Annotated in this window: 12 protein-coding genes; 9 read left to right on the plus strand and 3 right to left on the minus strand. The window is 69.1% G+C overall.

Annotated features, from left to right (window positions below; genetic code table 11):
• The first annotated feature begins 5 nt into the window (after positions 1-5).
• From zwf to eda, 5 genes are all read left to right on the plus strand, one after another.
• Positions 6-1,469, plus strand: a complete 1,464-nt coding sequence (gene zwf, locus SPHPHY_RS0112250) for a glucose-6-phosphate dehydrogenase (protein WP_022686976.1) — start codon at positions 6-8, stop codon at positions 1,467-1,469.
• A 162-nt stretch (positions 1,470-1,631) separates the two neighbouring features.
• On the plus strand, positions 1,632-2,339 hold the full coding sequence (gene pgl, locus SPHPHY_RS0112255; RefSeq protein WP_022686977.1) for a 6-phosphogluconolactonase: 708 nt from the start codon (positions 1,632-1,634) through the stop codon (positions 2,337-2,339).
• A 155-nt stretch (positions 2,340-2,494) separates the two neighbouring features.
• Positions 2,495-4,324, plus strand: coding sequence for a phosphogluconate dehydratase (gene edd, locus SPHPHY_RS0112260; RefSeq protein WP_022686978.1), 1,830 nt, complete (start codon positions 2,495-2,497; stop codon positions 4,322-4,324).
• A 104-nt stretch (positions 4,325-4,428) separates the two neighbouring features.
• Positions 4,429-5,397: a glucokinase gene (gene glk, locus SPHPHY_RS0112265; RefSeq protein WP_022686979.1), complete on the plus strand. Its 969-nt coding sequence runs from the start codon at positions 4,429-4,431 to the stop codon at positions 5,395-5,397.
• Entirely contained in the window at positions 5,394-5,999 is a 606-nt protein-coding gene (gene eda / locus SPHPHY_RS0112270; RefSeq protein WP_022686980.1) for a bifunctional 4-hydroxy-2-oxoglutarate aldolase/2-dehydro-3-deoxy-phosphogluconate aldolase, read from the plus strand. Before glk ends, eda begins: the two co-directional genes overlap by 4 nt.
• 81 nt (positions 6,000-6,080) lie before the next feature.
• Here eda and SPHPHY_RS21425 read toward each other — a convergent pair whose 3' ends face one another.
• Positions 6,081-6,224 carry an entericidin A/B family lipoprotein gene (locus SPHPHY_RS21425; protein ID WP_081645428.1) on the minus strand — a complete coding sequence of 48 codons (144 nt, stop codon included), beginning with the start codon at positions 6,222-6,224 and terminating at the stop codon, positions 6,081-6,083.
• Positions 6,225-6,416: 192 nt separating this feature from the next.
• On the opposite strand from SPHPHY_RS21425, the gene SPHPHY_RS0112280 reads away from it, so the two are divergent.
• A complete protein-coding gene (locus tag SPHPHY_RS0112280; RefSeq protein ID WP_022686982.1) occupies positions 6,417-7,760 on the plus strand; it encodes an amidohydrolase in 1,344 nt (447 codons plus the stop codon).
• Between the two features lie 146 nt (positions 7,761-7,906).
• On the opposite strand, the gene SPHPHY_RS20095 is transcribed toward SPHPHY_RS0112280, so the two are convergent.
• Positions 7,907-8,332, minus strand: a complete 426-nt coding sequence (locus SPHPHY_RS20095) for an NIPSNAP family protein (RefSeq protein ID WP_043131134.1) — start codon at positions 8,330-8,332, stop codon at positions 7,907-7,909.
• 605 nt (positions 8,333-8,937) lie between these two features.
• On the opposite strand from SPHPHY_RS20095, the gene SPHPHY_RS0112290 reads away from it, so the two are divergent.
• The gene (locus SPHPHY_RS0112290) at positions 8,938-9,891 is read left to right on the plus strand and encodes a 2-hydroxyacid dehydrogenase (protein ID WP_022686984.1); all 954 of its coding nucleotides are present in this window, start codon (positions 8,938-8,940) and stop codon (positions 9,889-9,891) included.
• A gap of 42 nt (positions 9,892-9,933) precedes the next feature.
• Here SPHPHY_RS0112290 and SPHPHY_RS22030 read toward each other — a convergent pair whose 3' ends face one another.
• Positions 9,934-10,554: a hypothetical protein gene (locus SPHPHY_RS22030; protein WP_051148316.1), complete on the minus strand. Its 621-nt coding sequence runs from the start codon at positions 10,552-10,554 to the stop codon at positions 9,934-9,936.
• 141 nt (positions 10,555-10,695) lie between these two features.
• Here SPHPHY_RS22030 and SPHPHY_RS0112300 point away from each other — a divergent pair, with 141 nt between their 5' ends.
• The gene (locus SPHPHY_RS0112300) at positions 10,696-11,358 is read left to right on the plus strand and encodes a response regulator transcription factor (RefSeq protein ID WP_022686986.1); all 663 of its coding nucleotides are present in this window, start codon (positions 10,696-10,698) and stop codon (positions 11,356-11,358) included.
• Between the two features lie 8 nt (positions 11,359-11,366).
• A complete protein-coding gene (locus tag SPHPHY_RS0112305; protein ID WP_028056856.1) occupies positions 11,367-12,689 on the plus strand; it encodes a sensor histidine kinase in 1,323 nt (440 codons plus the stop codon).
• The last annotated feature ends 7 nt before the right edge of the window (positions 12,690-12,696 follow it).

A 12,696-nucleotide genomic window follows, 5' to 3' on the forward strand; every position in this document is an offset into this window, starting at 1 on the left:
GCGAGTTGGAGCGCAACCCGGTCGGCAAGCTGCTGTTGTTCGGTGCGACGGGCGACCTCGCCAAGCGGATGCTGCTGCCTTCGCTTTACGGCCTCCACGCCGACGGGCTGCTGCCGGAGGGGCTGACCATCACCGGATCGGCGCGCGGCGACCTCACCGACGACGGCTTCCGCGAGGCCACGCACAAGGCGCTCGACGAGTTCCTGCCCGCGGACCGCAAGGATGAAAGCGCGCTGTCGTCTTTCCTCGAGCGGCTGTTCTTCCAGCCGGTGGACCTGTCTGACGGGTCCACCTTCCAGGCGCTCGCCGACAAGATCGGCGACATCTCCGGCGGGCTCGCCATCTATCTCTCGACCGCGCCGTCGTTGTTCGAGCCGGCGGTCAAGGGGCTGGAGAGCGTCGGGCTCGCCGGAGAGACCGTACGGATCGGGCTGGAGAAGCCGCTCGGCTACGACCTGGAATCCAGCCGCGAGATCAACGACACTGTCGCCTCGGTCTTCCCCGAGGAGCGCATCTTCCGCATCGACCATTACCTCGGCAAGGAGACGGTGCAGAACATCCTGACGCTGCGCTTCGGCAATTCGATGTTCGAGCCGATCTGGAACGCGCAGGGGATCGACAACGTCCAGATCACGATCGCCGAGACGGTCGGACTGGAAGACCGCGCCGGGTATTACGAAGGTGCCGGCGCGTTGCGCGACATGGTCGCGAACCACATGCTGCAGCTGGTGGCGCTGATCGCCATGGAGCCGCCGGCGCTGTATGACGGCACCGCGATCCGCGACGAAAAGGCCAAGGTCTTCCGCTCGATGCGCAAAATCGCGCCCGAGGAGGTGCAGCAGAACACCGTCACGGGCCAATATGAGGAAGGCGCGGTCGGCGGAAAGGTAGTGAAGGGCTATGACGAGGAGCTCGGCTACGACAGCGATGTCGAGACGTTCGTCGCGATCAAGGCGCATATCGACAATTGGCGCTGGCAAGGCGTGCCCTTCTACCTGCGCACCGGCAAGCGCATGGCCAAGCGCCGCAGCGAGATCGCGATACAGTTCAAGCCGGTGCCGCATTCGATGTTCTCGGGGCGCGGCGGGATGTTGCAGCCGAACAAGCTCATCATCCGCCTCCAGCCGGAGGAATACGTCCAGCTGTTGGTGATGACCAAGGAGCCGGGCCTGGACCGCGACGGCGTCCGCCTGCGCGAGGTGCCGCTGAACCTCAGTCTGGACGCCGAATTCGCCGGCAAGCGCCGCCGCATCGCCTATGAGCGGCTGCTGCTCGACCTGGTCGAGGGCGATCAGACGCTGTTCGTGCGTCGTGACGAAGTCGAGGCGCAATGGCGCTGGATCGACGCGATCCGCGCCGGCTGGGCCGCGAACCAGACCAAGCCGAAACATTACGCCGCCGGCACCTGGGGCCCGGCCGGCGCCATCGCCCTGACCGAGCGCGGCAACGTGACGTGGCAGGATGACTAGGGCAGGATGACCAGGGCAGGATGACTGGCGCACGGCGATCACGGCAGGACGGCTGATCCAGCCACTGTCGCTGCTGCGCAGGCAGCGGGCGAATGTCCGTCGCCGCCCGGCGGAACGACCGAAACAGAGATAGTCCCTGCCTTCGCGGGGGTGACGAGGTAGATGATGACCGAGATCGAATGGTGGGAATATGATGACGCCGCCGAGCTGGCGGATGCGGTCGCGGGCGACATCCAGTTCGTGATCGAAAGCGCGATCGATGCGCGCGGCTCCGCGGTGATCGCGCTGGCCGGCGGCAACACCCCGCTGCCGGCCTATGAGAAACTGGCCAAGGCGAAGCTCGATTGGAAGCGCGTGACGATCGTGCCTGGCGACGAGCGGATCGTGCCGCTTGGCGACACGCTGTCGAACGTCACGGCGCTCGGCAAGATCTTCCTGCCGAAGGGCGCGCGCGTGATACCGATCGTGCCCAAGGCCACCGAGGACTACAAGGCCGCGGGCCGCTCCGCCGACGCGCTGATGCAGGACCTGCACTGGCCGCTCGACCTGTGCCTGCTTGGCGTGGGCGGCGACGGGCATACCGCGTCGATCTTCCCCGGCCCCGACTATGACGAGGCGTTGAACGGTCCCAAGGAGCGTCGCGCGCTGGGCGTCATGCCCGATCCGCTCCCGCCCGAGGCACCGGTCGCGCGCGTCACGCTCAGCCGCCAGGCGATCGCCACCGCGCGCGCGCTGATGATCGCGGTCACGGGCGACGCCAAGCGCAAGGTGATCGAGGATGCGATCAAGCAGGGCGCCGGCTCGCCCTATCCGATCGGGCGCGTGCTCGCCGACGTGGAACTGCCCGTCGACATTCACTGGGCGGCATAAACGCCCTATCAGGTTTGCCGCAGCGTCACCCTGGAACCTTCGAGCGGCTCAGGAGAGCCTTGTTCCGGGAGCGGCGCTGTCGCAAGGGGTTACGCTACGGCTCCTTCGGGAGCGTGGATGCCGGGACCGGCCCGGCATGACGAGGACGCATCATCATGAACCCCGCCGTCGCCGCGGTCACCGATCGCATCATCGAACGTAGCCGCCCGACGCGGCAGGCGTATCTTTCGCTGATCGAGCGGGAGCGCCAGGGGTGGACCGGGCGCCCGCGGCTCGGCTGCGCCAATCTCGCGCACGCTTATGCCGGCACGCCCGAAGACCGCGAGGCGATGAAGACGCAGACCCAGGCGATGAACATCGGGCTGGTCACCGCCTACAACGACATGCTGTCGGCGCATGCGGTCTATTATCGTTATCCCGAGCAGATGAAGGTTTGGGCGCGCGAGGCGGGCGCGACGGCGCAGGTCGCCGGGGGCGTGCCCGCGATGTGCGACGGTGTGACGCAGGGCTATGCCGGCATGGAGCTGTCGCTGTTCAGCCGCGACACGATCGCGCTCTCGACCGCGATCGCGCTCAGCCACGGCACCTTCGAGGGCGCGGCGCTGCTCGGCATTTGCGACAAGATCGTGCCCGGGCTGCTGATGGGTGCGCTGCGCTTCGGGCATTTGCCGATGATCCTGATCCCCGGCGGGCCGATGCCCTCCGGGCTACCCAACAAGGCGAAGGCGGCGGTGCGCGAGCGCTTCGCGACCGGCGAGGTCGGCCGCGAAGAACTGCTGGAGGCGGAAATCGCCGCCTACCACACGCAGGGCACCTGCACCTTCTACGGCACGGCCAACACCAACCAGATGATGATGGAGGTGATGGGCCTCCACATGCCGGGCGCCGCCTTCGTCAATCCGGGTACGAAGCTGCGTCAGGAACTGACGCGCGCCGCGGTCCACCGCCTCGCCAGGATCGGCGTCCACGGCGACGATTATCGCCCGCTCGGCGCGTGCGTCGACGAGAAGGCGATCGTCAACGCGGCGGTCGGCCTGCTGGCGACGGGTGGTTCGACCAATCACCTGCTCCACGTTCCCGCCATCGCGCGCGCAGCCGGTATCGCGATCGACTGGGAGGATTTCGACCGGCTGTCCGCCGCGGTGCCGACGCTGGCGCGCGTCTACCCCAACGGCTCGGCGGACGTGAACGGCTTCGAGGCGGCGGGCGGGATGCCGTACGTCATCAAGGAACTGCTGTCGGGCGGCTATCTCCACCGTGATATCATGACCGTCGCGGGCGACGACCTGTCGGCCTACGCCGCGGCGGCAACGCTCGACGGCGACACGCTCACCTGGACTCCGGCCGGCGAGTCGCGCGACGAGACCATCCTGCGCCCGGTCACCCAGCCCTTCTCGCCCGACGGTGGAATGCGCATTCTACAGGGCAATATCGGCCGCGCCTGCATCAAGGTGTCGGCGGTCGAGCGCGATCGCTGGATCGTCGAGGCGCCCGCGCGTGTCTTCGCCGACCAGCTCGACGTGATCGAAGCGTTCAAGAACGGTGAGCTGGAGCAGGACGTCGTTGTCGTCGTCCGCTTCCAGGGGCCACGCGCCAACGGGATGCCTGAACTCCATAAGCTCACCCCGCCACTGGGCGTGCTACAGAACCGCGGCTTCAGGGTCGCGCTGGTCACCGATGGCCGTATGTCGGGTGCCAGTGGCAAGGTGCCGTGCGCGATCCACTGCTCGCCCGAGGCGTTGCCGGGCCTGAACGGGGCCGGCGGCGCGATCGGCCTGATTCGCGATGGCGACCTGATCCGCGTCGATGCCGAAGCCGGCACGCTGGACGCGCTGGTCGACGCGGCCGAGTGGGCCACGCGCGTGCAGGCTGCGGCACCGCCGCCCGCCACCGGCATGGGTCGCGAGCTGTTCGGCCTGTTTCGCGGCCTCGCCGACGAAGCCGAGAAAGGCGCCAGCGCGATCCTTGCCGGCGCGGGTTTGTAACGCGCATCGCCGCGGCGAAAGCCTGGTCGGGCGCAGCGGGCGCACGCCCGGTGGATAAACGCCCCCGCGTCCGCTGGGGTGAAAAAGGATGGGAGAGGAGCGAAATGCAGGTCGTAGCGGTCGATATCGGGGGGACCCACGCGCGTTTCGCCATCGCCGAGGTGGAGGGCGGCCGCGTCCGCGCGCTTGGCGAACCCACCACGCTGAAAACCGCTGAGCACGCCAGCCTCCAGACCGCCTATGAGGCGTTCCGCAAGCGGATGGGTGGCGAGCTCCCCAATGCCGCCGCGATCGGCGTCGCCTCTCCAATCACCGGCGACGTGATCCGCATGACCAACAACCCGTGGGTCATCCGACCGTCGTTGATCCCGGAGCGGCTCGGCGCGGAAACCTGGACGATCATCAACGATTTCGGCGCGATCGGCCATGCCGTCGCACAGCTGCCCGATGCTGATTTCGAGCATCTCTGCGGCCCGGACATTCCCTTGCCGGCGCAGGGGGTCACCACCGTCTGCGGCCCCGGCACCGGACTGGGTGTGGCGCAGGTCTACAAGCAGGACGGCCGCTACAACGTGCTGCCGACCGAGGGCGGGCACATGGACTATGCCCCGCTCGACGGCATCGAGGATGCGCTGCTCAAGCGGCTGCGCAAGACCTATACCCGCGTTTCCGCCGAGCGGATCGTCGCCGGCCCCGGCATTGTCGCGATCTACGAAACGCTCGCCGAGCTCGAGGGTCGTGCCTACATCCACAAGGACGACAAGGCGATCTGGACGGAGGCGCTGGAGGGCACCGATTCGATCGCGCTTGCCGCACTCGACCGCTTCTGCCTTGCGCTCGGCGCGGTGGCGGGCGACCTGGCGCTGGCGCATGGCGCGAAGGGCGTCGTGATCGCAGGCGGGCTGGGGCTGCGGATCAAGGACAAGCTGCTGCGTTCGGGCTTCGACCAGCGCTTCGTCTCCAAGGGCCGCTTCCAGTCGCTGATGTCCGGCTTGCCGGTAAAGCTCATCACCCATCCCCAGCCCGGCCTGTTCGGCGCCGCGGCCGCTTTCGCGCAGGAACATCAATCATGAGCACCATCGAAACCGTCATGCGCACCAGCCCGGTAATTCCGGTGCTGGTCATCCACGACGCGGCGCAGGCACGCCCGCTGGCCGAGGCGCTTGTCGCCGGCGGGCTGAAGGTCCTGGAGGTGACGCTGCGCACCCCGGCCGCGCTCGAAGCCATCCGGGAGATGAAGCAGGTGCCCGGCGCGATCGTCGGCGCCGGCACCGTCGTCACCGCCGCACAGGTCGCGCAAGTGAAGGATGCCGGGGCCGAGTTCATCGTCTCCCCCGGCCTGTCTGCGAAGACCGGCGAGGCGATCATGGACGCGGGCATCCCGTGGCTCCCCGGTGTTGCCACCGCGGGCGACATCATGCGCGGGCTGGACATGGGACTGGAGCACTTCAAGTTCTTCCCCGCCGAGACCAGCGGCGGGGCGAAGGCGCTGAAGGCACTCGCAGCCCCGTTCTACCAGTGCAAGTTCTGCCCGACGGGCGGGATCACCGTGGCAAGCGCGCCGGACTGGCTCGCGATCCCGTCGGTGCTGTGCGTCGGCGGCAGCTGGGTGACAGAGGGCACGCTGCCCGAGATCGAGGCGCACGCCCGCGCCGCAGCCGCGTTGCCGCGCTGAACGCGAGACCGCCCGCCACGCACGCACCTGCGTGGCGGGCGGTGGCCAGCGGGGCAGGCCGAAGCCCGCCCACCCTTTAGCTCATTTCTTGTGGTTCTCGCCCGAGGCGTCCGACACGGCACCTCCGGCCGATTGCAAGTCGCGGCCCGCGCCGCTTACGGTGTTGCACGCGGACAGCACCAGCATGGCACTGGCGGCCGCGGCCAAAGCGATCTTGCGGTTCATGGTCGTCTCCTTCATCGAATTTCGTTGCCGTGCGACAGATACGTCGGGCAGCCCCACCGGTCCGGGCCAAGGCACCGCGCCGACATCGTCAGTACAACCTGTGATAGGCCGCTACGTTCCCGCCAAGGCGAACGCGCACGCCCCCTTCCCGACCGCGGCATCGCCCGCTACGCTCCAGAAAAAGGGGTATTCATGCGCTTTCTGCTCGCCGCCGCCGCCCTCGCCTCCGTCGCGCATCCCGCGCTCGCCGAACCCGATTACGCCGCTGCGATCCGCGCCGACTATGACAAGTCACTCGCCGCGATGTGGGACGACTTTCACCGCCATCCCGAGCTGTCGTTCAAGGAAACGCGCACCGCCGCGAAGATGGCCGCCGCCTTCCGCGCGATCCCCGGAGTACAAGTGACCGAGAAGATCGGCGGCACGGGCGTGGTGGGCGTGCTGAAGAACGGCGCCGGTCCGGTCGTGCTGGTCCGCGCCGACATGGACGGCCTGCCCGTCGAGGAAAAATCCGGTCTGGCCAACGCCAGCACCGATCGGCAGGTCGGCATCGACGGCGTGGAGGCCCCGGTGATGCACGCATGCGGGCACGACACGCACATCGTCGGGCTCCTCGCCACCGCCCGCCGGCTCGCCGCGATGAAGGATCGCTGGGTCGGCACGATCGTCTTCATCGTCCAGCCCGCCGAGGAGCGCGTCGGCGGCGCGGCGGCGATGCTCAAGGACGGGCTCTACACGCGCTTTCCGAAACCGGATTACGCGCTTGCCTATCACTCCAATTCGGAGGGGCTGGCCGGCACCGTCTCCGCCTCGGAGGACATCCAGTACAGTTCCTCCGACAGCGTCGATATCGTCGTCCCCGGCATCGGCGCGCACGGCGCCAGCCCGCAGGCCGGCAAGGACCCGGTCTACATGGCCAGTCAGTTGGTCATCGCGCTGCAAGGGCTGGTCAGCCGCGAGCGCCAGCCGTTGCGCCCGGCGGTCATCACCGTCGGCAGCTTCCATGCCGGATTGAAGCACAACATCATCTCCGATCAGGCCAAGTTGCAGGTGACGGTGCGCGCCAACGACGAGGCGACACGCGCGCAGCTGCTCGCCGGAATCCGCCGCGTCGCGCACGGTATCGGCGAGCTGAACGGCATGCCTGCCGACAAGATGCCCGTCGTGACGGTGATCGAGGGCACGCCGACCACGATCAACGACGGCGACCTTGCGCGCCGCCTTAACCGGGTGATGGCGACCACGCTCGGCGCCGACAAGGTGATCCCGTTCCAGCAAAAGGGCATGGGCGCCGAGGATTTTGCCGCGTACGTCGAGCCGAAATACGGCGTGAAGGGCTATTATTTCGCGGTCGGCGGCACACAGCAGGCCGCGTTCGACGCCGCTGCAAAAGGCGGTGCACCGATCCCGTCGCACCATTCGCCGCTGTTCAAGGTCGATCCGCAGGCGGTCGTCACCACCGGCGCCACCGCGATGACCGCCGCCGTGCTCGACCTGCTGAAGCCCGGCGCGACGCCGGCTGCGAGCGGGTCATGATCTCACCGGCATCGCGAGCGCGGTGAGCCAATTCCGTGAGATGACGTGGGGGCGACGTCCTTGCGGGCGTAGCGAAGCGATTCAGGGCGTCGTCGTCGGACCCTGAATTGCTTCGCTGCACGCGCAAGGACGGATGGATGAATACGCTACTTGCCCAGGATCGGCGGCGAGTAATCGGCGCCGGTCATGAACACGCTGTCCACTTTCGTCACCAGCTTGCCGGCCGCTTCCGACTCCGCGACCACCTTCTGCCACGCCGGGTCTTTCCCGAACGCCGCCCAGTCCGCGTCACGCGCCTCGCGGCTGGGATAGGCGAGCACGTAGATCAGCCGCCCCTCCGGCGCCGTCGCCGTGGCGATCTCGTTCCAATAGGCAACGTTCGTCATGCCGTGCTTCGCGAACAGCACCATCGTATGCTCGCGAAACCGGGCGTTCAGCGCCGCCGCCTTGCCCGGCGCGGGATAATAGGTCCTGAGTTCGTAAACGGCGGTCTTCGGATCGAGCTTCGCCGGCTCCGCCTGCGCCGCTCCGCCCGCCAGCAACGCAACCGCCGCGATTATCCCCAGCCGCATCATTCTCTCCCTTTATCTCTCGCGCACTATCATCGCCAAGTTCCTGACGAAGCAAGCCCAATCGCGCTTTGCCGCCCTCTCGCGCAGGGAATGACAACGGATCATCGGCCAGTCGTTCCTCTCGGCCGACCCGCTCGCCGCGCCCTGTTGGTTCGGGTCGCGCGATCCAGCACCACACCGCCCAGCTATGTCGGATCGACAGTCCCGCCAAACTCTCCTCAGCAAAGATATGTCGAGGCCCGACCGCACCCCGCAGGCTCCAAGCCAGGGTCGATCGACATCGAGACGGTTTGCCCGGCACGCGCCGTCATCGGGAGCAGATCGGCCCTATAGTGCGCGCGCGGTTCGCTGGAACAGATGGATCATCTCCTCTGGCGAGCACACCCGCGAAGCGCTGCATGTCGATCCCGCCTGAGTCGTTCTCATCCATCGTCGCTCGCGCCTCAATCGCATCCCCACGCCGCGTAGTCCGGAACGCATCGATGTCGATCGCTGGACTCCCGAACGCCGAAGTTTCGACTTTGAAACCGACGCGACGATCAGGCTAGACGAAGCGGAGGTCGACCCGGCTCGGTCGTCACATCAACCCGCTCGAAGGTTCGCGCATGAACGACATTCCCATCCTGATGGCCGCGCCGATGCCGGCCACAGTAATCGACGCACTCGACCGCCACTTCACGCTGCACCGCCTTTGGGAGCAGCCGGACGCCGATGCGTTCCTCGCCCGTCACGGTGCCGCGATCCGCGGCATCGCCGCGAACGCGCTCGCCGGCCGCATCGACGCCGGCTTGTTCGATCGTCTGCCCGCGCTGGAGATCGTCGCCAACTTCGGCGTCGGCTATGACAACATCGACGCGCGCGCCGCTGCGGAACGCGGGGTGATGGTCACCAATACGCCGGGCGTGCTCGATGCCGAGGTCGCCGACCTGACGCTCGGCCTGCTGCTCGCCACGATCCGCCGGCTTCCGCAGGCCGACCGCTACGTTCGCGACGGCCGCTGGCCGGACGCACCTTTCCCGCTGTCGCCGACGCTACGTGGCCGCACCGTGGGCATCATCGGGCTCGGCGCGATCGGCAAGCAGATCGCACGTCGGCTGGAGGCGTTCGACGTCGCGATCGCCTACCACGGCCGTACGCGCCAGCGCGACGTCGACTATGCCTATTACGACACCCCGGTCGCGCTGGCTGGAGCATGTGACGTGCTGATCGCGATCGTTCCGGGCAGCGCCAGCACGCAGCATCTGGTCGGCGCCGCCGTCCTCGACGCGCTCGGCCGCGACGGCATCTTCGTAAACGTCGCGCGCGGCAGCGTGGTCGACGAACCCGCGCTGATCGCCGCTCTGCAATCCGGCACGATCCTGGCCGCCGGGCTGGACGTCTATGCCGACGAGCCCAACGTACCCGAAGCATTGCGCGCGCTCGACAACGTCGTCCTGCTGCCGCACCTCGGCTCCGCGTCCGAACACACGCGGGCCGCGATGGGGCAACTGGTGGTCGACAATCTTACCAGCTGGTTCTCCCAACGTCGCGTAGTGACGCCGGTGCCCGAAACAGCCTGACGAAAATAGGGGAGCCGCCCGACCGGCTGCCCCCCTCCCTCGTTAGCGGCGCGGGTCCGCAGCCGGCGGCGGGGGCACTTGCCCGTTGCCATTCGGCGCGGGCGGCGCTCCTGCGCCGCCGGACGGCGGAGGCGGCGCGCCCGCGCCCGGCGGCAGCGGGGCTCCGGCGCCAGGCGGGGGCGGCGGTGCCTCGGCACCCGGCGGCGGCGGCGGCGCACCTGCACCCCGCGGCGGCGGAGGCGGAGGCGGTGCTCCCGCACCGCGCGGCGGCGGTGGCGCGCCGACCTCACGTACGCCACCGGCCTGATCGACCACAAAACGGGCGCGCAACTGCCCGTCGTCGAAGCGCCCCTGCACCACTACCGGCGCGCCCCGCGTGAGCGTGCCCGCGCCGCGCCCGGCGTCGACCAGCGTCCGCCCGCTGGCATCCTCCACCAGAAACCGGCTGCCGTAGACTCCCGCGACACGCCCGCGCACCGTCACGATGCCGTCGCTGGCGGGCAGCTTGCTGATCGCGGTCGGCACCGTGGGCGCCATCACAACGGTGGGTCGCGTCAGCTGCACCGCGCCCGCACCACCTGCGGCACCCACCGCCAGCAACATCGCACCGCCCAATGCGACGCGCTGCGCGCGCGTCACCTGCGGGATCATCGAACTCATCATCACTCATTCCTCTCGGGTTGACGGGCTGTTTTTACCCCGCCCCCCCACCACCCGCGCTGAACCGGATCGTTCAGTTTCGGTTTAGGCTGCGGACGTAGGGCGATCCCGCCCCCACCTCCCCTCGCGCGCGAAGGAAGCTCGATGCGTATCCTGCTGGTCGAGGACGACCGCGATCTCGGCCCCGGCATCGCCCGCGTGCTGCGCGAGGCGAATTTCGCGGTCGATCTCGCCACCAACGGCGTCGACGCCGCGCACATGGGCGAAGTCGAGGCGTTCGACGCCGCGGTGCTCGACCTTGGCCTGCCCGGCCTCGACGGCATCGGCGTGCTCAAGGCGTGGCGCGCCGCCGGGCGCGACCTGCCGGTCCTGATCCTCACCGCGCGCGACGGCTGGTCGGACAAGGTCGCCGGGTTCAAGGCCGGCGCCGACGACTTCCTCGTCAAGCCGTTTCGGGTCGAGGAACTGGTGATGCGGCTGCGCGCGCTGGTCCGCCGCGCCGCCGGCCACGGCCAGGCGCGGCTCGCCTGTGGTCCGCTCGGTTTCGACACGCAGACCGGCGTCTTCGAACTCGACGGCCTGCCGCTCCGCCTCACCGCGTTCGAGTGGCGCGTGCTGTCGCAGCTGATGCTGCGCCGCAACGCGGTGGTCGAACGCCTCGACTTGCTGGAGCGCGTCTACGAAGGCGATGCCGATGTCGATTCGAACAGCCTCGAGGTTATCGTCGGCCGGTTGCGCAAGAAGATCGGCGCGACGCTGATCGAGACGGTGCGCGGTCGCGGCTACCGGCTGGTGTGCCCGTTATGAGGCGGCTCGTGCCGCGATCGCTATATGCGCGCATGCTGTTGATCTCGGCCGCAGCTACCGTGCTTGCACTGGCGCTCGCCGGTGCGGTGATGGCCGGGTTGCTCGGCCGTTTCGTTCTCGAGGGGCTCGATCGCCGCCTCGATGCGCAACTGCTGGTGCTCGCCTCGGTCATCGACCGCGACGGCCACGTCGATCAGGGCCTTCTGGCAGCGCGCGCCGTCGCGTTCGGCGACGGCCCCGAGTGGCAATGGCGGATCGTCGGACCAGATGGTGCGATCGGCGCGGTTGAGCTCGCCGCCCCGCGCGCACCCACGCCGCCACCCGCGCCCCCCGCCCCCCCGCCAGCCCCCGGCGGCGCCGGCCACGCCCCGCGTCCGCTCGACGGCCAAGCGCCGGACGGCGGCGCGATGCACGCACGCGAAGTGCGGATCGCGACACGCCGCGGCCCGGTGACGCTCACTGCCGCCGCCCCGCGCGCCGTGCTGACCCGCCCGATCGAAGGCGCGCTTGCCCCGCTGCTGCTCGCGCTCGCCGCGATCGCAGCGTTACTCACCGCCGCGTTGCTGATCCAGCTGCGGATCGGCCTGCGCCCCGTGCGCGCGCTCCGGGAACAGGTCGCCGCGATCCGCAGCGGCGCACGCGCGCGCGTCGACGAGGAGCAGCCCGCCGAGCTCCAGCCGCTCGCCGCCGAACTCAATGCACTCGCCGCCGACAGCGAGGCCGCGCTTGCCGCCGCACGCGGCGCAGCTGCCAACCTGGCGCACGCACTCAAGACCCCTGTCGCCGCGCTCGCGGTCGACCTGCGCGACCAGCCCCGCCACGCCGCCGCCGTCGCGCGAATCGACCACACGATCCGTCACCACCTCGCCCGCGCGCGCGCCACCGCGATCAATCGCCGTGTCGCCACGCCGCTCGCCCCCGCGCTCGCCGACATCGTTGCCGTGGTGCAGCGGCTTCACGCCGGCACGCCGCTGGCCGTGCAGTGCGACATCGCCGACGTGGCGGTCGCCGTTGATGCGCAGGACGTCGACGAACTGCTCGGCAACCTGCTCGATAACGCCGCCCGCCACGCCACATCACGGATCGCGATCACCGCCCGTCGCGACGGGCGCCACGTCCGCCTCACCATCGCCGACGACGGCCCCGGCATCCCCGCGACACACCGCGCGCAGGTGCTTCACGCCGGCACCCGCCTGGATGAGCGCGGCGACGGACACGGCTTCGGTCTGTCGATCGTCGCCGAGCTGACCGCGCTCTACGGCGGTACGCTCACGCTCGGCGAGCACCCGCCGCACGGCCTGCTGGTCACGCTGACCCTGCCCGCCGCCTGACGCGAAC

Source organism: Sphingomonas phyllosphaerae 5.2, from assembly GCF_000419605.1.
GTDB lineage: Bacteria > Pseudomonadota > Alphaproteobacteria > Sphingomonadales > Sphingomonadaceae > Sphingomonas > Sphingomonas phyllosphaerae_B.

Excerpts from the sequence above, each read along its gene's own strand:
- SPHPHY_RS20095 (WP_043131134.1), bottom strand. The coding sequence starts at position 8,332 with ATGCGGCTGGGGATAATCGCGGCGGTTGCGTTGCTGGCGGGCGGAGCG.
- pgl (WP_022686977.1), top strand. The coding sequence starts at position 1,632 with ATGATGACCGAGATCGAATGGTGGGAATATGATGACGCCGCCGAGCTG.
- eda (WP_022686980.1), top strand. The coding sequence starts at position 5,394 with ATGAGCACCATCGAAACCGTCATGCGCACCAGCCCGGTAATTCCGGTG.
- glk (WP_022686979.1), top strand. The coding sequence starts at position 4,429 with ATGCAGGTCGTAGCGGTCGATATCGGGGGGACCCACGCGCGTTTCGCC.
- SPHPHY_RS0112280 (WP_022686982.1), top strand. The coding sequence starts at position 6,417 with ATGCGCTTTCTGCTCGCCGCCGCCGCCCTCGCCTCCGTCGCGCATCCC.
- SPHPHY_RS0112300 (WP_022686986.1), top strand. The coding sequence starts at position 10,696 with ATGCGTATCCTGCTGGTCGAGGACGACCGCGATCTCGGCCCCGGCATC.
- SPHPHY_RS22030 (WP_051148316.1), bottom strand. The coding sequence starts at position 10,554 with ATGATGAGTTCGATGATCCCGCAGGTGACGCGCGCGCAGCGCGTCGCA.
- edd (WP_022686978.1), top strand. The coding sequence starts at position 2,495 with ATGAACCCCGCCGTCGCCGCGGTCACCGATCGCATCATCGAACGTAGC.
- SPHPHY_RS0112290 (WP_022686984.1), top strand. The coding sequence starts at position 8,938 with ATGAACGACATTCCCATCCTGATGGCCGCGCCGATGCCGGCCACAGTA.
- SPHPHY_RS21425 (WP_081645428.1), bottom strand. The coding sequence starts at position 6,224 with ATGAACCGCAAGATCGCTTTGGCCGCGGCCGCCAGTGCCATGCTGGTG.